Consider the following 20572-nt stretch of genomic DNA (forward strand, 5'->3'; position numbering starts at 1 on the left):
TTGACCTTAATAACCGTATAATTTACATTTAAAAGTTATTAACTGCTTTTCAACTTTCCGAAAGTTTGTTTAAGAATAGAGAAACGTCATGACTGAATAATATAAATTTCGGTCTTCTATGCGCTTCATTTCCTCTACCCCTATTACGAAGTTTTTTCTATCTGGACCCATTCAACAACAAGTTCTTCAAGCACATTCAGAGGCACAGACCCATTCGTCAATACTACATCATGGAATTCTCTTAGATCAAACTCTTCCCCTAATTCCTTTTTTGCATACTCCCTTAATTCCAGGATCTTATTCATTCCGATTTTATAGGCCGTAGCCTGACCTGGCATAACAATATGTCGTTCCACCATTTTTACAGCATCACTTTCAGCATTTGGTGAATTCTGTACATAATAATCTATCGCCTCTTCACGGGTCCATTTTTTCGAGTGAATCCCGGTATCTACTACGAGTCTTATCGATCTCCAGAGTTCCATGGCCAGCCGTCCAAAATCTGAATAAGGATCTTCATAAAATCCAATTTCCTTAGGCAGTAATTCACTGTACAAGCCCCAGCCTTCTATATATGAACCATAGCCTCCCAGCTTCCTGAACATTGCTAAACTATCCAGTTCCTGGGCAATAGCCAACTGCATGTGGTGACCGGGAAGCCCCTCATGATAAGCCAATGCTTCCATTTGATAGATTGGCATAGCTTCCATATCGTAGAGATTCGCATAATATGTTCCGGGACGGGAACCATCTAAAGCAGGTCTTTGATAGAATGCCTTTCCAGCACTTTTCTCCCTGAAAGGTTCCACTGCCTTTACTATAATATCGGCTTCTGGTTTGGTTAGGAACAATTCATCCAAACGTCCTTTCATCGTGTTGATAAGTGCAGTAGCCTCCGTCAGGTAACGTTCGCGCCCTTCTTCAGTATTTTCATAATAGAATTGCTCATCTTCTCTCATAAATTTAAAAAAGTCCTGAAGACTGCCTTCAAAGCCCACTTGCTCCATTATGTCTTCCATTTCCTTATGGATTCGCGCTACTTCACTAAGACCAATTTCGTGTATTTCTTCGGCAGTAAGATCTGTCGTAGTAGTTCTTTTTAGAGCGGTTTCGTAAAACTTATTTCCCTTGGGAAATTTCCATACTCCATGTTGATTTGTAGCACGCTGTTGCTGGTCTTCCAACTTTGCAATCAGGTTTTCATAAGCCGGTTTTACCGAAGTAAGCAATGCTTCCTGCGCTTCCAGAATCAACTCATTCTTTTGAGCTTCCGGAATATCCAGTTGCTCCACTTTCTCACTAAAGTCTTCCAAAAGAGCACTTGCCTCGGTCGATTTTTCAAAAGGACGACCGGCCAAAACATTTTGTGAAGCTTCAACGGTATGAGCAAAAACAAAAGTTGGGGGCATGATCTGGTTCATTTCACGCAGCTCCAGTCCCGTAATCACATCTTCCATCACTTGTGGTACTTTATTTAGCCGCGCGATATACGCTTTGGCATCACTCACAGAATCGATTTTATGCATGTTGATCAAAAATGCAGGTAGTTCGGCGTGAACTCCAAACATTTGATTCACAGGATAATTGTACAGCCTAAAGTCATAATCCTCTATTTCATTCTCGAGCTCCTGTCTGTAAAGCTCATAGCTAAGTGCATCCTGCCCTTCAAGAACTTCAGGATCAATCTCCTTTTTCAAAAAATCAAGTCTTCTCCTTGCCTTTTCTAAATCTTCGGCATAACGCAGATGGGAATAATCATCCCATGCGTCATAATCGGTTTTAATTCCAAGCCGCGTTTGAAGCATTGGGGATTCCTCAAGATCTTTTTGGAACTCCTCTTCAAAAAATGCATTCAATTGTGCTGTTTCCTGCTGAATCTCTTCCGAAGTAATTTCTCTTTCTTCAGGGGAATCATTACAACCGGTTAGACTGAAGCTGAAAAACAGAAATAATGGAATATATAATGCTTTTAAATTCATAAGTGCTGTGTTTATTACTGAAATAACGAAAATGAAAGTCTGAAAATTGCTGAAGTCTTCCCACAATTTATATTAGAAAATCAGGTGTCAAAAAGGCTGTTTTTGACACCTGTTATATTTATTCAAGTACCGTTAAGATGATCTGGGAATCATTAAAAACTTTGTGAGTTTGTTTCTGAAAATCTTCATCTTCGGCCTTAAAAATATTATCTACATAAGTCTGCGGATTTCTATCTATTAGCGGAAACCATGTGCTTTGAACCTGGATCTGTAACTTATGTCCCTTTTTAAAAGTATGATGGACACCCTGAAGTTGCAGGTTCACTTCCGTTTTCTTGTTAGGCTCAAAAGGTTCGGGATCGGAAAAGCTATTCCTGAACCTCCCTCTAATCACCTCACTTCTAACCATCATGTGGTAGTTGCTCATGGACAGGTAGTCCTGAGTTTCCTCGTAATCTTCGGCATCGGGCGGGAAAACATCTATTACTTTCACAACCCAGTCTGCCGCTGTTCCGGTTGTAGCCACCTGCAGTTTTGCAAGTACTTCTCCGGCAAGAGTCAAATCCTCCTGAAGCACTTCAGTTTCATAAACCAGCACATCGGGTCGACGGGCTGCAAAACGTTGATCATCGGTCATATACTTTCGTGGAGTGAAAACCATTTTAATATCTTCAGAATAAGGTACTGGTTTGTCCGGATCGCTCACAAATTCTTCGGCTCCTTCGGTAAGAGTTAGATCTTCTAAAGGACCTTCCACAAGCTCCTGATCATCTGCCAAATAAAATATCTTCTTTTCTGCCATTTTTGGAGGCCAGGCTGCGTAGCTTTTCCATTCCCGCAAACCGGTGTCAAACATATAAGCTTCGGGAAGAGGTACAGAACCATCAGCCTCCCCTTTTAAAAAGTGATTAAAAAAGACGGTCTCAACCTCCTTTTGGTAATTTTCAGAAATATTATCTCCAAAATAAATATTTCCGATCGCCTGCCGCTCAGTTTGACGAGCCCAGTCGCCGTGGCTCCAAGGTCCCATTACGAGCATATTAAAATTGTCACTGTTATCCTCAATGGCTTTATAGATGTTGAAGGGACCGTAAAGATCTTCAGCATCAAACAATCCGCCCACAACCATAACGGCCGGCTTTATGTCATTTAAATGCTGAACAATTCCGCGTTTCTGCCAATATTCGTCATAGTTAGGATGTTCTTTAAGCTGTTGCCAAAAAACATTGTCCTCTCCGTAATATTTATCAAGATTCTGAAGTGGGCCTGCATCGAGAAAGAATTGGTATTGATCTTTCGTATCCAACTCCGGAAAAGAATACCACGCGGTATCTGAAGGTGTACTCTTCTCATATCCAAACACGGCCGTAGCGCGCCAGTAACTTAAAAAATATGCTCCGTTGTGATGGAAATCATCAAAAAAAAAGTCTCCTATAGGCGCTTGTGGGGAAACAGCTTTAATTGCAGGATGATTTGCAAGGAGAGAATAAGCAGCATAAAAACCGGGATAAGAAATTCCCCAAATACCTACGCGGCCGTTGTTGTTTTCAACATTCTTCATCAACCATTCAACCGTGTCGTAAGTGTCGCTGGCTTCATCAATCTCCTGCCCTTTTTTATTGGGAATATACGGGCGCATATTGTCATAGACCCCTTCGCTCATCCACCTTCCCCGTACATCCTGGTACACGAAGATATTTCCCTGCTCCATCAAATATTCATTGGGACCTAACCTCGATCGGAATTGATCTTCCCCATAAGGCCTCACACTGTATGGTGTCCGAGTCAAAAGAATAGGATATTCTTTTGAGGTATCTTTTGGTGAAAATATGGTGGTGTGAAGATTTATTCCATCCCGCATAGGGATCACTACTTCGCGTTTGTTATAGTGTTCTTCAACTTTAAATTCAATTTCGGCTTGTGCAAAGCCAAGGCTGCCAACCAGCAAAAACAGTACCGGCAGAAAGAAAGTTCTGGTAAATTTCATTTGTAAATTTTGTTTTGAAGTCGCTAAAGATAGGAATTCCTTCCAACAACTAAATGATATAAAATTTACTCACGGGAAAATGCCTCCACCCCCTCTTCCAGCCAACTGGCAAATTCATCTGAATCGGGAGTATAACCTACAGGCTCGTTAAGCATGTTCATTTCATGATCAAGCAGCACGTAATAGGGTTGAGAATTATTCCGGAAGTTTAGAGTCTGAAATGTGGCCCATTTGTCTCCTATCGTCTCGATCTCCTTTATTCCTCCCGTTGGCTTCTGATAATTAAATTTTTGATCTTCAGGAAGTTCTTTCCGGTCATCGACATAGAGAGAAATAAGTACAAAATCATCCTTCATAAGGTCAAAAACTTCAGGTTCGCTCCAAACCTGCTCTTCCATTTTACGACAGTTCACGCAGGCCCAGCCTGTAAAATCAAGAAGAATGGGTTTGTTTTCAGCCTTTGCTGCGGCCACCCCTTCGTCAAAATCTTTATAGGCTTTTAATCCTAAAGGTCCTTCAGTTTCCTTTTCATAAATACTGTAGAACAATGGTGGAGGGAAACCACTTAAAAGTTTTAAGTTGGCGTGAGAAGTATTTGTAAGGCCCGGAATAAGGTAGACGACAAATGCAAGTGTAATTATTGCCAGAAACAACCTTCCTTTTCCCAGTTTGGTCTTTGGACCATCATGCGGAAATCTTAGTACGCCAATAAGGTAAAGCAGTAACCCTATTCCGACAATGATCCAGATCCCAATAAAAATCTCCCTTTTTAGAAGCCCCCAGTGCTGTACAAGGTCGGCATTGGAAAGGAATTTAAATGCAAGTGCCAATTCAATAAATCCTAATACCACTTTAACCGAATTAAGCCAGCCGCCGCTTTTTGGTAAAGAATTAAGCCAGTTAGGAAAAAGGGCGAAGAGTGCAAAAGGTAGAGCCAGTGCCAGGCCAAATCCTCCCATTCCAAAAGACAATTGAGTCGCACCACCATCTGTTGTAAGGGAACTACCCAATAGAGAACCTAAAATAGGACCGGTACAGGAAAAAGAAACCAGCGCCAGGGTAAGTGCCATAAAAAACACTCCTAAGATCCCGCCAAAGCTGGAAGCCTTGTCATCCATTTTATTACTCCAGGAAGTTGGCAGGGTGATTTCGTAATATCCAAAAAAGGAAAAAGCGAAAAAAATAAAGATCACAAAGAATAGGATATTCAGTGTGGTATTTGTGGAAATGTTGTTCAGGATTTCAGGATCCAGCGAATCCAGGAGATGGAATGGCAGACTAAGCAACAAGTAGATCAAGAAAATGAAAACTCCGTACATTATCGCATTTACCAATCCTTTCCTTCGTGTCTTTGCACCTTTTGTAAAGAAGGATACAGTAAGCGGGATCATTGGAAATACACAGGGAGTCAGCAAAGCAATCAGTCCTCCAATAAAGCCGAGGAAGAATATGGTTGTATAGCCATCGCCTCCTTCTTCAGTAATTTCGGTTCCGCCAACTCCCTTTACATTTATATTCAAAGCTTCGGTAAGCCGCTGATCTTTATCTGAAACTTCAAGATTTGTAAATCCTTCGACCACCTCATTGTCGCCAATATTGAAAGTGAACTGTTCCGTTTCGGGCGGCAGGCACTTCTCATCATCACACACTGAAAAATAAACTTCCGCAGTTATAACAAGATCTGTGGGGTCTAAAACTTTAATTTTTTGCCTAAAAACAGCCTCATCTTTAAAATAAGTAATATCGGCTTCAAAAACAGCATCATACATGGCCGGAACATCCGGTTCCCGGGTAGGACCAACAAGTTCATATTTTTCAGGTGATTCGGAAAAAGAAAATGCGGTAGGAATTGGTGCAATATCTATGTCAACCACTTCCTGGGAATACAGGTGCCAGCCTGCATCCAAACGGGCGGTAAAAATGAGGTTATAAATGGAATCATTCTCCTGCTCTACAGCTGCCTCCCATTCAATGGGATCTTCTATCCCCTGCCCCAGGTTATTGGGATCAAAGATTTGAGCATGGGTGCCAAAAAATGTAAAAAAGAACAGTATTAAAAGTACCGGTAATCTCATGGTGTGTAACTTAATCGCAAAATTTGTTTGGTTTCATCTTTAACCGCAAATCGTGTATCTAACCGATGGCCTATAACCCAAACAATTTTGTCGTGGGAGCACAAAAGCCAGCAATTTTCTTTTTGCGGCAAAGATAATTTTTCATCTTTAAAAAACTTACTCAGTTTCTTTTTGCCTTTCATACCAAATGGATAAAAATAGTCGCCCTCCTCCCATTTCCTTACAATAAGGGGGTACTGGATTTGGTCCCGGTCAAGATAAATTGTCCTGGCATCACCTTTTTGAAAATCATCTACAGTTTCAAAATGAAAAGTTCCAATGGGCAACATAACTACCTCTTCATTCTCCCGGATCTCATACACCTTTTCCTTTTTTGGCGACAGTAACGTAAGAAGTAGTTTGTCCCTGTCTCTTATAAGACGGTGAGTTTTGGAGTAGACTATTTTACCAGGTTGGGATTCCAACAGGCCATAGACATCCTCCCATTCAGTAAACCCGAAGGATCTAAAGAGGTTGTATAACACTGCTTTTGTACTGGGAATCGCCTGAAGCTTTGCAACCTCAAAAGAATAACCGTATTCTTCCTGTTTTGCGATCTTCGGAAAAAGCACTGAAATGTAATCCTCGACCAACTGAGAACTTTGCTGCAAATGGCTCCTGGTCTTACTGAAACTTTCCAACAGCTGCGGATTCAACTCCAGCAATTTGGGTATTATCTCCAGTCTCACCTTATTCCGGAAATATTTTACAGAATCATTACTGCTGTCTTCCCGCCACTTCAGGTTTTGAAGACGTGCGTAATCCTCGATCTGCTTTCGGGTAAAAGGTAACAGCGGCCGGAGAACGAATTCATTGACATCGGGAATTCCCGTTAGGCCTTCAAGCCCTGTTCCCCTTATGAAATTGATCAAAACGGTTTCCAGGTTATCATTAACATGATGGGCAGTAAAAACGTAGTCAAACTGTAATGTTTCCTGAAGCTCTCTAAACCAATTATATCGCAGCTCACGTGCCGCCATTTGAATAGAAATCTTCTTTTTTGTCGCATAGGCTTCTGTCTCAAAACCTTCAATATAGACTTCTGCTTCCAGTGCATCTGCCAGTTCCGTTACAAACACCTCATCCTCGTTACTTTCCTCCCCTCTAAGTTGAAAATTGCAATGGGCAAGAGAAATATCTAACCCAATTTCCCTGCAAAGATTGGCAAGAACCACGCTGTCTACTCCGCCGCTTACGGCAAGAAGGATCTTTCCTTCAAAAGTTTCAGGAAATTGTTCCTTAAGGTGATTTTTAAACGCTAACAGCATAGGCTCAAAGATATCAAAAATGAAATGGCTTTTAACGCTCTTTTTTCTGAAGAATTCTCTTTATTCCTGCTCCTCCATCACCTGTTTAAGTGCCGCAGCCTTAACCAGGCATTCGCGGTATTCATTTTCGGGCACAGATCTGGAAGTAATAGCCCCTCCAACAGAAAATGACACGTATTTAGCAGTTGCATTATACAGAATGCTGCGAATCACTACATTGAAATCAAAATCGCCTGATGGATCAAAATATCCCACTGCCCCGCTATACAGACCCCGCTTAGTTTCTTCTAATTCTTCTATGATCTCCATAGCAGAGATCTTTGGGGCTCCTGTCATACTTCCCATAGGAAACGTGGTGCGTAAAACTTCTACCGCCGGTATCCCTGAATCCAAAATAGCTTTTACAGTAGAGATCATTTGATGTACCTGGGGATAGCTGTAAACCTTACATAGCTCTACAACCTCAACACTACCTTTTTTTGCTGTTTTTGAGAGGTCATTGCGAACCAGGTCCACAATCATTACATTTTCTGATCTTTCTTTAGGATCCTGTTCAAGCTGAAGTGCCAACATTTCATCTTTCTCCGGATCAAAACGGGCCCTGGGAGCTGTCCCTTTTATTGGCTGTGTAATCAATTGATCACCATTCTTCTGAAGATATCTTTCCGGCGAAGCCGATAGGAGATATTGATCGTAGTTCTTAAGAAAAGTAGCAAATGGAGGCCTTGAAATGGCATTTAAGGCCATAAATTTTTGAAGTGGATCAAATTCTACTCCTTCAGCATAGAATTCCTGGCAAAAATTTGCCTCATAAATATCTCCCCGTTGGATGTGGAATTGCATTTTTTCCACTTTTTGCACATAATCTTCTTTGGAGATGCGAGCCTGCATTTTTACAGAATTTCCCTCCCTGGAAAAAAATTCTTTCTGAAAATCCCCTTTTTGTAGGATATGTTCCAGGTCTTCTTCCACTTCATCGTCCACCATTTTCAGGTAGCGCAGTTCAAGCTCATTTCCCTTTAAGAATAATATCTTCTTTGGCTGAAAAAAAAATAATTCAGGAAAATTGAGGCCGTCGTAATTTTCACTTTCCAGGTTTTCCACGTCATTTTTGAGGTCATAGGAAAGGTATCCAAAGATCCAGTCCCGGGTAGTTTCCTGGTATTCCTTCAGCTTATTAAAAGCTTCAAAAGCATCTGTTTGTATGGCAGTAAAAGCATCTACAGCCAGTACGGCGTCATATTGAGAATATTGGTCCCGGTGCCCGTTACTATCAAACCAAACTACTTCATTGAACTGTCTTGCCCAATTAAGCAGGACCTCTTTAATTGGGAAATCTTCTTCTAAAATGACCTTTTTCGATACTCGCACTATTCATTTATTTGCTGAGAAAAAGAGGTCACCACATCAATAATTCCCAAGTCAAAAACCTCATTCACAATTACTTCTTTTTCAGAATCATAATTTTCATAGAATAACGGCAGACTAAAACTTTCCACTACGTTACCTCCAAACCTGGGAAACTGGTTTTTACAATATTCCAGTGCCGAGGCACCACCACGTTGCCCCGGAGATGTGCTCATTAAAAGGATCTTCTTACCATCGAGAAACTTTTTCTCCACTCTTGACAGCCAGTCTATAATATTTTTAAAAAAACCTGAAACATTGGAATTATATTCATTTACAGCTATGATAAGTGCCGGCGCTTCTACTATTTTTTCATAGAGGAACTTCACATTTTGAGGAAATCCTTCTTTTTCCTTTACAATGCTGTACATGGGAAATTCAAATTCATGAAGGTTAAGCACCTCGATGGTATGGTCTGAGATCCTTCCGGTTATATTGAGTATGAGTTGATGGTTTATGGAAGTGGGGCTGCTGGAGCCGGCAAAAGCCAATATTTTGGTCATAGGTGAAAAATTGAAGTTCAAAAATACAAAATAGGCGTGGAAGAAATGAAGATGAAGTTGGAGTTAAACAAAACCCAAAAGCTTTCCACAATTTAACCTTAACTTTGCTCTCTTAAAATCTTACTCTGTGACTTTCCAGGACCTCAACCTTACTACCCCTCTTTTAAATGCACTTGAAGATCAAAAAATCTACAACCCCACTCCAATCCAGGAACAATCATTACCTGTAATTCTCTCAGGAAGGGATATGGTGGGAATCGCACAGACCGGTACCGGAAAAACACTTGCTTACCTCCTTCCCCTTCTGAAGACCCTAAGGTATTCTGAACAAAAAAATCCCCGAATATTGATCCTGGTGCCAACACGGGAGCTGGTGGTGCAGGTAGTAGAAGAGCTGGAGAAACTCACAAAATACATCAACACCCGGATTCTCGGAATTTACGGCGGCACCAACATTAATACCCAAAAACAACTGGTAGCACAGGGTCTGGATATTTTAGTTGCAACTCCCGGGCGCCTGTATGATCTCGCGATTAATCGTGACCTGCAATTAAAATCTATTCAAAAACTGGTAATAGATGAAGTTGACGTAATGCTGGACCTGGGGTTCAGGTTTCAGCTTACCAACATCCTGGAGTTAATCCCCGAGAGTCGGCAGAACATCATGTTCTCGGCTACGATGACTGTAGACGTAGAAAAGCTTATTCAGGAGAACTTTAAAAATCCGGAGACTGTATCTGTAGCGGCGAGTGGCGCTCCTCTCGAAAATATCAAACAGGAGGTCTATGAAGTACCTAACTTCTACACGAAAGTCAACCTCCTGAAACATCTTTTAGAAGACATGGAGTCTTTCCATAAAGTCCTCATCTTCGCCGGAAACAAACGTATAGCCGATCGTCTTTTTGAAAACCTCAATCCTTTATTTCCGGAAGAGTGCACGGTGATCCACTCAAACAAAACCCAAAATTACAGGTTGCGGAGCATAAGACAGTTTGGGGATGGCTTTTGCCGCATACTCGTAGCCACAGACGTTATGGCAAGAGGCCTTGATATTGAACAGGTAAGCCATGTGGTTAACTTTGACACACCAGCCTATCCGGAAAACTATATTCATCGCATTGGCCGAACCGGAAGAGCCGAAAAAGAAGGTCATGCCTTACTTTTTACCACAACATCTGAAAAAGAAAACCTTGAAAAAATTGAGTCTCTCATGGATCTCAAGATCCAGGTAAAATCCTTACCTGAATCAGTTCCCGTTTCTTCTGAACTTATTCCGGAAGAACAGCCAAAATCTGATGAAATCTACAATCCTGGAAAATTTTCAGATGAATATAAACCGGGTCCTGCTTTTCATGAAAAAAAGGAAAAAAATCAGAAGGTCAATCTTGGGGGATCTTACCGAAGAGAAGTAAAGAAAAAATACAAAAAACCGAAAACCAGGGGAGACAAGAATTACAATCGCAAAAAAAAGAAATAATGAGAACTTCTACGAAGTTCCTGAGCTCATTATTTATTATTTGTGGAGTTGATCAAGGGATAAAAAGGGTAATATTTTCGATAAGTTGTACAAGATCTTTTTTTACCTGCACCTAAATTATACTTAAATTTTTATCTGTTATAGCATCCAAAATCTGTTAATTTTTTCTTAGACAATGACTTATATCTTCATTTTGTAAAAAATTTCCCGCAGCTTAAGCTTATAAAATAAAAGATTTGTCTCTGGTTTCATAACGCTAAAACTCAATGAGTATGCGGGTTTAGAATACATCCTCAAATTTATTCATAAAATTCTGGCACTCTGATGGTTATAAATCCATTATTTATATTAAATTTAACTTCTCCCCCTTTTAACTAAATGCCAGATCAACAAGAAATCCCCTACTTGCTGTTCATAAATTTTTTTCTATGCAAAAAACTACTTTTATGCCAGATGAAATTTCTAAAGGCACGGCTCGCAACCTTTTCAATACCTATAGTGGGCATGATAATGAGGGTTTTATCTTGTTTATCAATTCTGCTAAAGATTTCTCTTTAAAAGCAGTCAATAATAGATGCTTGCAGTACTTCAGAAATTTCTTTACAGTTAAAGAGGGAACAGGTAATTTTTTTAGGGAAACTATTCATCCTGAAGATTATCCGATCTTTTTGCACTTTTGGGGAAGCCTTGGGAATCCCCAGGACATTGGGGAAAAAACTGTGATCCTGCGTGTAAAGTCAACTTCAGGTAATTGGAAAAAATTCCGGTTTGAAAGTCGGGTTTATGAAGGTTTTAAAAAAGGAGGCGCTAATTATGTTCTTACCCTTGCAAAACCTATAGAAAATTCCAGACTGCAGGGGAGAAAAGACCTTGATATCGCAACAAAAAAATTACTACAGGAGAGCCAAAACCGCTATAGAGTACTGGTTAACTCCCTGGATCAGGGTTACGGAGTTGTAGAAATGATTTTTGACCTGCAAAAGAATCCCATAGATTATCTTTTTGTGGAGGTGAATCCCGCTTTTGAAAAGCATACAGGAATAAGGGATCTTCTTGGTAAAACCATGAGAGAGTTTTATGAAAAGCATGAAAGCCATTGGTTCCAAACTCTGGGCAAGGTTGCATCTACAGGAAAAGCAGTACGTTTTGAAGATTATGCCGCCGCCCACAACCGTTGGTTTGATGTATTTGCTTTTCCCATTGGAGGCAGAAACAATAAAAAAGTTGCCTGCTTGTTTTCAGATATTACACCTCGTAAGGAGGCAGAAGAAAAGCTTAAAAAATTAAACGAAGATCTCGAGTTAAAGATAAAAAGCCGAACCTATGAACTGGAAGAGAACAACGAACTCCTCCAAATGGTTTTTGACACAGTAAACCAGGGCATCTTTGTAATGAAGCCATTGTTCGGGGAAAATTATGATGTTGTAGATTTTACCTATGTAAGGGTAAATAAGGTAGTAAATCGATACTACAATCAAAACCAAATGGTAGGGCGCAGTTTTCTTCAGTACAATCCAAAAGCAACCGAAAAAGGTGTTTTTGAAACCCTTAAACAAACTATGTTAACCGGAGAGTCATCAGATTTGGAGATAGAAGTTGATCGGGACGGAAGGAATAACTGGTTCAGGATCACAAGCAGGCGCCAGAGAGGGCTGCTTATTTGTTCTTTAGAAAATATTACCAGGAATAAAATTAAAGCAAAGAAGTTAAGGGAAAACATCAGATTTAAGAAGCAGCTCATAGATACTTCCCCTGATTTAATTTTGATCTTCGACCTCTATAATGAAAAGGTGAAGTATATCAATCGTGATCTTGTGGCAGCAGAAGGCATGACCGCAGAAAATGTGGAAGGTATGCCCCTACTGGATATTCTTCCATTGATTCATCCTCAGGACAGGCAAAAGACCCTTGCATTCCATACCAGCCTTGGAACAGCTTCAGATGATGATGTAGTTGAAGTGGAATTCAGGCTTAAAACCAGTGAGAAACAATGGGAGTGCTATAATGCGAGGGGAAAAGTATTTAAAAGAAACAGGAAGGAGAATGTTGTTGAATATATAGTTCTTCTCCGTAGCGTACAATCTCAAAAAGCAACTCAGCAAGCCCTCATCAATGCAGAAAAACTTTCCATTACAGGGGAGATAGCAAGAACGCTGGCCCACGAATTACGAAATCCTCTGGCTAGTATCAGCATGTCTGCAGACATTATGGAAAAATTAAATAGCGGACCTCAAAAGAAGTTACTGAAAAACTATACTGGTATTATTAAGAGGAGCACTTCAACTTTAAATAATTTAGTTACAGATCTTTTAACAGCTTCAAATTATTCCAAGCCACAAATGACAAAGTGCTGCCTTGCAAAAACTACAAATAAAGCCCTTGGGCTTGCTAAGGACAGGATCTATCTAACAGGGGTTAATGTTCATAAAAAATATCGTGGCCCTTATTTCATTAATGCAGATCAAGAAAAACTTCAAATAGCAATTCTTAATATCATCGTTAATGCCAGCGAGGCAATGGTACCTCATGAAGGAGAATTAACTATTAGTATAAATAAAAAGAAAAACACCTATACCCTCGCCATTACAGATAATGGATGCGGTATGGAAAAAGACCAACTGGAAAGACTTTTCGATTCTTTTTACACTCGAAAACCCGGAGGAATGGGAATAGGGCTAAGCTCTGTAAAAAATATTTTGGAGGATCATGGTGCTACTGTTGAAGTACAGAGTGTACCTAAAGAAGGAACTTCATTTGTACTGACTTTTCCCTGTCATGAAGACGTAATTCAAGGAAAATAAGCAGGTGCAGCCAAAAAAAAGCGATTATTGTGTATCTTCGGCAATTGTAAGGACCGGGTTTTTTTGAAGATCCAGCCTAAAACTTATTACAAAAAGTTGATCGCGATATATGGGGATAATTGATTCCATAGGCAATCTGGTGATGAAGAACCGGATCGAAGACTTAGAAAATTCCATTAATAATCCTCATGAGACTCAACAAAAAGTCCTGCAGCAACTTCTGGAAAATACTAAGGATACCTACTACGGAAGGAAATTTCATTTTAAAGATATACAGAATTACCGGCAGTTCATTGAACAGGTCCCTCTAAATAATTATGAAGATCTTTATCCTTATATTGAATTAATCCTTAAGGGAGAGAAGAATGTACTTTGGCCTACACCCATTAAGTGGTTCGCGAAATCCTCGGGTACTACCGGGGCCACCAGTAAGATCATTCCGGTTTCGACCGAAGGTTTGGAACAATGCCATTACCAGGGAGGACGGGATATGCTCGCACTTTACATAAGGAATTATCCCGATGCCAAACTTTTTTCAGGAAAAAATCTTTCCATAGGCGGGAGTCAGGAAGCAAAACATTCTCATAATAACAGCTATTACATAGCCAATATCTCAGCTATCGTTATGAAAAACCTGCCCTTCTGGGCTCAGTTTGGAAGAACTCCTGGGCTGGAGGTGACTATGATGAATAACTGGGAAGAGAAGATTAAGAAGATCGCCGAAATAACTTCTCATCAAAAGGTGACCAGCCTTGCAGGTTCTCCTATGTGGATGTTGCTTTTACTTCAGTACATTATTAAGGAACAAAAAATATCATATATTCAGGATGTGTGGCCAGATCTTGAAGTATTCTTTCATGGTTCTGTTTCTTTTGCACCATACAGGCCGTTATTTGAAGAGTTGGACAGGGACAAAAGCCTTAGGTATCTAGAAATATTTAACGCTACTGAAGGCTTTTTTGGACTTCAGGATCAAAAAAACGATCCTTCTCTCCTCCTCATGCTTAACTACGGAATCTTCTACGAATTCATCCCTGAAAAAGAATTTCTTTCTGAAAATCCAAAAGTCATAACCTTGGATGAGGTAGAAATGGGTAAGAATTATTCTATGGTGATAAGCACAAATTCGGGTCTATGGCGGTACAAGATTGGCGATACGATTAAATTTACGAGTACAAAAAACCTTACCGTTTCACCATTAGTGGCCGCACGAAACACTGTATAAATGTTTTTGGGGAAGATCTTTTTGCAGAACACGCCGAAAAAGCAATTTCTCAAGCCTGCCGGGAAACAGGAGCCATACTAAGGGATTTCACAGCTGCCCCCTATTTTTATGATCGTCGCAAAAAAGGTTACCACGAATGGCTTATTGAATTTGTAAGATCTCCGGAAAATCTGGAAAATTTTACGCAGGCACTGGATAAAGAGCTGGCAAGGTATAATGACGATTACGCAGCAAAGCGAAAAAATGACATTGCAATTGAAAGACCCGTTGTACGGGAAATGCCCGAGGGTACTTTTTACGAATGGTTAAAACGAAAGGATAAGTTAGGAGGACAACATAAAATACCTCGCTTGTCCAACAGTCGGGAATTTGTAGAAGAACTACTCAATATTAAAAACTCTCTTCAAACAGAACATTAATCCTCGGCCAGCAACTGGTCGAGCAGATCTTTAAAACCTGAATCATTCCAGTTAGCAGAACCTTTTTTATTTACCGCTATTTTACCATCTCTTGAGATCACATATGTAGTAGGCAAACTGCGCGACTGCAATATTTCAGGAGCCATACTCAATGGCTTGTAAACAGGAAGCCTGTAGTTTTTTTTATCTAAAAACTGCTGAAGTTTTCCTTCATCTTCGGTAGAAACAAAATAGAAATTTACCCTGTCCCCGTATTGATCATATAACTTCTGAAAAGAAGGCATTTCTGCTATGCAGGGAGGACACCAAGTAGCCCAGAGGTTTATTACGGCTACTTCGCCTATACTTGTTTTAAAATTCACAGGTTCCCCCTGCAGGTTTACCAGATTCCAGTTATAATTTTCCAAAGTCTCTCTATCGTCTACAGCTATTCTGGTCGGGCTAAACGCAATAATGCGGTTCATCGTTACCTGTATAGGTTTTCGTGTTTGTGGAATAAGCAAAAGGACAATAATGACTATAAATAGAATGTTGGACCAGTTCTTTTTCAGAAATTCCATGCTGCAATTTAATAATTCATCAAAAATAGGTTTAAAAACCCACCTGTCAAAAATGCCATTTTTGAACCTTCTTCCTTTTTAGAATATTAGTATCTTGAGAACCGAAAATCTAAATGAAATTTGAAAATGATCCCTACGAAAAAATTAAGTATTGGTTTAATCACAACCATGATCATATCAGCATGTGGTTCGGGTAACTCCCCTGCCCCTACGCCCCAAAATGAACAGGCGGAAACCGTACAAAAAACTTCTATGAAAAACGATCTCTTACAGGAGTGGACAGGGCCCTACGGCGGAGTGCCTGCCTTTGATGAAATGAAACTGGAAGAACTTCAACCTGCAATGGAGCAGGCAATGGCTTCTCACCTGCAGGAAGTTCTTATGATCTCTGCAAATCCTGCGCCTCCCACTTTTGACAATACTATCCTGGCGATGCAAAAATCGGGCGAGGCACTTGATCGCGTTTTCACCTACTACAGTATTTGGAGCAGCAACATGTCTTCACCTGAATTTAGAGAAATCCAACAGAAACTGGCCCCGAAAATTTCAGAATACTCCTCAAAAATTTCTCAAAACAAAGAGCTTTTTGAGAGAATAAAAGCTGTTTACGAGCAATCCCTGGAAAATCCTCTCGCTCCACAAAAACAACGGGCAGTACAGCTTATGTATGAAGATTTCGCCATGGAGGGTGCAGACCTTAATGAAGCTGAAAAAGAGCGGTATGCTGCAATTAACAAAGAACTCTCACGGCTCTACACCCAGTTTAGCAATAATGTTTTAGCAGAAGAAGAGAATTACGCAGTTTTTCTTGAAAAAGACGAATTGAGCGGATTACCTGAATCCTACGTGAAAGCAGCGGCTAAAGCAGCGGCCGATCGCGGAGAGGAAGGAAAATATGCCGTTCTGAATACCCGCTCTTCTATGGATCCCTTCCTCACCTATTCAGATGAAAGAGAACTGAGAAAGAAAGTATGGGAAAATTATTATTCCCGTGGCGACAATGATGATGAGTATGACAACAAAGAACTTATAGAAGAGATCCTGAAGTTACGGGATGAGCGGGTGGAACTTCTGGGGTATGATAACTATGCCCAATGGAGACTGCAAAACAGGATGGCTAAAACGCCTGAAAGAGCTATGGAGTTAATGGAAGCTGTTTGGCCTGCTGCCCTTGCACGGGTAGAAGAAGAGGTAGCCGATATGCAGGCCATCGCAGAAGCCGAAGGAAAGGATATTATCATTGCACCATGGGATTACCGCTATTATGCCGAGAAAGTAAGGCAGCAAAAATACGATCTTGAATCTAATGAAGTTAAGCAATACCTGCAGCTGGATAAACTAACAGATGCATTATTCTATACAGCCGACAGGATTTTTAATTACAAATTCACTCCGGTACCTCAGGGTATAGTTCCGGTTTTTCATGAAGATGTAAATGTATGGGAAGTGACAGACAAGGATACGGGAGAGTACATAGGGCTATGGTATCTTGATCCTTATGCCCGCAAAGGAAAACGATCTGGTGCATGGGCTTCTCAGTATCGCAGTCATGCCGAAATGGATGGTAAAAAAGAAACAGTTCTAGCTTCCAATAATTCCAATTTTGTTAAACCTGCTCCGGGAGAACCGGCTTTAATTTCCTGGGATGATGCCACCACTTTCTTTCACGAATTTGGTCATGCTCTGCATTTCTTTGCTTCAGAAGTAAAATATCCTATTCTAAACAGCGGAGTAAGAGATTACACTGAATTTCAGTCACAGTTACTCGAGAGATGGCTTTCTACCGATGAGGTTATCAATAACTTTTTAGTTCATCACGAGACAGGTGAGCCCATACCACAGGAATTGGTTGAAAAGATCAAAAAAGCATCAACATTTAATCAGGGATTTGCAACAACAGAGTTCCTCGCTTCTGCTTTGATGGATATGAAGTTACATACGACAGATCCTGAAGATATTGACATGGATACTTTTGAAGAGGAAACTCTGGCTGCTCTTAACATGCCTAAAGAAATAGTGATGAGGCACAGGACTCCGCATTTCGGACACGTTTTCTCGGGCGAGGGTTATGCCACAGGTTATTATGGATACCTTTGGGCAGATGTATTAACATCAGATGCTGCGGAAGCTTTTCAAGAGGCACCGGGAGGATTTTATGATGAAAATGTAGCTGCCAAACTGGTGCAGTATCTGTTCGCTCCCCGGAGTGCAATGGATCCTGCTGAAGCCTACAGGCTCTTTAGAGGAAGGGATGCAACCATAGATGCTCTTATGAGAGATCGTGGCTTCCCCGTTCCCTCAGAAGATGAGAACCAGTAACCATTCCTTTACAATATTAAAAGAGGCTGTCTGAAAAGCTATTTAAACGTCATTCTGAATTTTTTTCAGAATCACTATTCTGATTAAAAGATAGAACCTGAAACAAGTTCAGGTTGACGGAAATCTTAGCTTTTCAGGCAGTCTTTTCTCTTTTATTTTAATTCCTTAAAATGATCTTTTAAAGCTTTTTGGGCGGCATGGAAACCACACATCCCATGGACTCCTCCTCCCGGCGGAGTTGAAGAAGAACATATGTACACCCGGGGATCTGGGGTGGAATAAGGTGAAATACGTGCCACCGGTCTCGTGAAAAGTTGTGTAATATCCTGTTTGCCTCCATTAATATCACCTCCTATGAGATTGGGATCAAACATTTGCATGTCCACGGTATTCATAGAAGATCTCTCCAGAATAGTATCTTTAAAACCCGGAGCAGCTCTTTCGATCTGGTTCTCTATTATCTCCGAATAATCTACTGTACTGCCGTTAGGAACATGAATGTAAGCCCAGGCCGTGTGTTTACCTTCAGGTGCACGGGATGAATCAAAAGGAGTATGCTGGGCAATTAAAACATAGGGAGTCTTAGTCATGTTCTTGTCATGAATCCCTTTTTCTGAATTTTCTATTTCCTGTGGTGTAAAGCCTAAATGTATAGTCGCTGCTTTACGACATTTCTCATTTGTAAAAGGAATAGGTTCGCTTAATGCCCAATCCATTTTAAATACTCCTGCTCCGTATTCATAGGATTCTAATCGTTTTCTATAAAGAGAGCTAAAGTTGAGTCCTTTTATCTTCAATAACTGGCGCGGCGTTAAATCGAAGAGATAGGCATAGGCGTTTGGTAAATCTCTTATGTCTTCCACCCAGTTATTACAATAAATTTCACCTCCAAGAGACCTATAATGCTCAGTTAATGCATTAATAAAGTTCCCTGCGCCTCCTTTTGGAAAAGGCCAGTTATATTTATGCGCACTGGTGGTAAGAACCAAGCCAAAAGAGGCCGACGCAAGTGTGGTAAGAGGAAGAGTTGAATGAGCTGCCGAACCATAAAAAAAAGCTTTGGTTTTGTCATTTTTGAAGTATCTGTCCACTATGATCTTTGCGGAAGGCAAGGCCTTTAGTCCAAATTTCATAAAAGCCATGGGATGATCGGGAATTCCCAGAGGTCCTAAAAGATCTTCGCCCAGCTTATCCCAGTTATCCAGTAAAGGTTTTATAAGATTAAGGTAAGCTTCTTCATCTTCGCCCAATTGTGCTGCGGTGGCATGAATATCCTTGTAGCATCCAAAGGCTGTTCCATCCTCAAAAGGATGTGCATAAGCAATTTCGGGAAATATCCATTCAAGGCCGTATTGCTGCAGAGGGAGATCTTTAAAAAAAGGGGAAGCAAGTCCTAACGGCATAATAGCAGAACCCACATCATGTTTAAACCCGGGTAAAGTCAACTCCTGGGTTTTAGTGGCACCACCAGGTACAGATGCCTGTTCAAAAATAGCAGTTTTTAATCCTTTTTCCTGTAATCTTATGGCTGCGGCTATTCCATTGCTTCCACATCCTATTACAATTGCATCGTATTTAGACATTAAGGTAAATCTTTTTCGAGATCGAGACCACTTAAATATTGTTCAAAGGTGATATCTCCATTTTTTTCGCCTATCATATCATTTGTGGTGACATATTTAAAATATTTCAGCTTTGCCGATATGTCGTCATCTACCATCTCGGGCAGGAACATTCCCCATTCGGCCACCTTTTCGGGAACGGGAATTACTTTTCCTCCAATTCTATCGGCTACCATATCGGCCATTTCACGGCGGGTATGAACAAGAGGTCCGCCTACTTCTAAGATTTCAGGTCCTTCATTTAAATATCTTACCACCACTTTTGCAAGATCTTTTTGATGTATGCTGTTCGTTCTCGAATCTCCATCCCCAATGATTGGAATAACTTTTCTTTTGGCCATAATAGCCAGATCATTTAAACCCGAAAAGAATCCTACAGGCCTTATAATGGTATAATCCAATCCCGAAGCCTCCAGGGCATCTTCGAACATTTTGTGAGACTTGGCAACCTCATATTCAAGCGCCTTTTCGGCTCCTTTTATTGAGACATAAAGGAATCTTTTAACTTTATTCTTTTTAGCATCATCCAGAATATTGGAATTTGCATAGAAGTCATTTTCCATAAAGGATTTACCACGATCGGTAAAAAGACTAACACTTTTTCCCAGGGTGGAAATAACCATGGATACGTCTTTGGTAATATCCTTAATGATCTCATTTCCTTCACTGGCATCTGCTTTCCAGATATCATCTGTATAATCTGAAACCTTGTCGGCTCCATCTGCTGAATGGACGAGTGCCCTTACATCTTTTCCCTGTTCGTGAAGCAATTTAAGTACTTCCAGACCCAAAGCTCCCGAAGCTCCCGCTAATAGAATTTTCTCCTTCATAGTTATTTTCTTTCATCCTGAAATTAAAGGAAATAATTTGAAGAGTTTGAGGAAAATCAAG

General features: G+C 40.5%; 12 protein-coding genes and 1 pseudogene. 4 read left to right on the forward strand and 9 right to left on the reverse strand.

Annotation, left to right across the window (positions count from 1 at the left end; genetic code table 11):
- Window positions 1–143 precede the first annotated feature (143 nt).
- From H148_RS0103135 to H148_RS0103160, 6 genes are all read right to left on the reverse strand, one after another.
- Entirely contained in the window at window positions 144–1979 is a 1836-nt protein-coding gene (locus H148_RS0103135) for a DUF885 domain-containing protein (protein WP_051286206.1), read from the reverse strand.
- 118 nt (window positions 1980–2097) lie between these two features.
- On the reverse strand, window positions 2098–3966 hold the full coding sequence (locus tag H148_RS0103140; protein ID WP_029033497.1) for a CocE/NonD family hydrolase: 1869 nt from the start codon (window positions 3964–3966) through the stop codon (window positions 2098–2100).
- 65 nt (window positions 3967–4031) lie between these two features.
- Window positions 4032–6041, reverse strand: coding sequence for a protein-disulfide reductase DsbD family protein (locus tag H148_RS0103145; RefSeq protein WP_051286151.1), 2010 nt, complete (start codon window positions 6039–6041; stop codon window positions 4032–4034).
- Entirely contained in the window at window positions 6038–7348 is a 1311-nt protein-coding gene (gene tilS / locus H148_RS0103150; RefSeq protein ID WP_029033499.1) for a tRNA lysidine(34) synthetase TilS, read from the reverse strand. The genes H148_RS0103145 and tilS overlap by 4 nt, the downstream gene beginning before the upstream one ends.
- Window positions 7349–7408: 60 nt before the next feature.
- Window positions 7409–8719 carry an anthranilate synthase component I family protein gene (locus H148_RS0103155; RefSeq protein WP_029033500.1) on the reverse strand — a complete coding sequence of 437 codons (1311 nt, stop codon included), beginning with the start codon at window positions 8717–8719 and terminating at the stop codon, window positions 7409–7411.
- The gene (locus H148_RS0103160) at window positions 8719–9258 is read right to left on the reverse strand and encodes an NADPH-dependent FMN reductase (RefSeq protein WP_029033501.1); all 540 of its coding nucleotides are present in this window, start codon (window positions 9256–9258) and stop codon (window positions 8719–8721) included. Before H148_RS0103160 ends, H148_RS0103155 begins: the two co-directional genes overlap by 1 nt.
- Before the next feature lie 127 nt (window positions 9259–9385).
- Here H148_RS0103160 and H148_RS0103165 point away from each other — a divergent pair, with 127 nt between their 5' ends.
- The 3 genes and pseudogenes from H148_RS0103165 to H148_RS17120 all read left to right on the forward strand — a co-directional run bounded on the left by H148_RS0103165 (window position 9386) and on the right by H148_RS17120 (window position 15180).
- The gene (locus H148_RS0103165) at window positions 9386–10735 is read left to right on the forward strand and encodes a DEAD/DEAH box helicase (protein WP_029033502.1); all 1350 of its coding nucleotides are present in this window, start codon (window positions 9386–9388) and stop codon (window positions 10733–10735) included.
- A gap of 428 nt (window positions 10736–11163) precedes the next feature.
- Window positions 11164–13536, forward strand: coding sequence for a PAS domain-containing sensor histidine kinase (locus H148_RS0103170; protein ID WP_029033503.1), 2373 nt, complete (start codon window positions 11164–11166; stop codon window positions 13534–13536).
- A gap of 109 nt (window positions 13537–13645) precedes the next feature.
- Window positions 13646–15180: pseudogene (locus tag H148_RS17120) on the forward strand (GH3 auxin-responsive promoter family protein).
- Here H148_RS17120 and H148_RS0103180 read toward each other — a convergent pair.
- The gene (locus tag H148_RS0103180) at window positions 15177–15740 is read right to left on the reverse strand and encodes a TlpA family protein disulfide reductase (RefSeq protein WP_029033504.1); all 564 of its coding nucleotides are present in this window, start codon (window positions 15738–15740) and stop codon (window positions 15177–15179) included. The pseudogene H148_RS17120 and the gene H148_RS0103180 sit on opposite strands and share 4 nt — an antisense overlap.
- Before the next feature lie 126 nt (window positions 15741–15866).
- Here H148_RS0103180 and H148_RS0103185 point away from each other — a divergent pair, with 126 nt between their 5' ends.
- A complete protein-coding gene (locus H148_RS0103185) occupies window positions 15867–18059 on the forward strand; it encodes a M3 family metallopeptidase (RefSeq protein ID WP_037324567.1) in 2193 nt (730 codons plus the stop codon).
- A 152-nt stretch (window positions 18060–18211) separates the two neighbouring features.
- Here the strand turns inward: H148_RS0103185 and H148_RS0103190 are convergent, their stop codons facing one another.
- Both H148_RS0103190 and H148_RS0103195 read right to left on the reverse strand, forming a co-directional pair.
- Window positions 18212–19642: a phytoene desaturase family protein gene (locus tag H148_RS0103190; RefSeq protein ID WP_029033506.1), complete on the reverse strand. Its 1431-nt coding sequence runs from the start codon at window positions 19640–19642 to the stop codon at window positions 18212–18214.
- Window positions 19642–20511, reverse strand: coding sequence for an NAD(P)H-binding protein (locus H148_RS0103195; RefSeq protein ID WP_029033507.1), 870 nt, complete (start codon window positions 20509–20511; stop codon window positions 19642–19644). Before H148_RS0103195 ends, H148_RS0103190 begins: the two co-directional genes overlap by 1 nt.
- Between the last annotated feature and the right edge of the window lie 61 nt (window positions 20512–20572).

It is taken from the genome of Salinimicrobium terrae DSM 17865, assembly GCF_000424665.1.
Taxonomy (GTDB): domain Bacteria; phylum Bacteroidota; class Bacteroidia; order Flavobacteriales; family Flavobacteriaceae; genus Salinimicrobium; species Salinimicrobium terrae.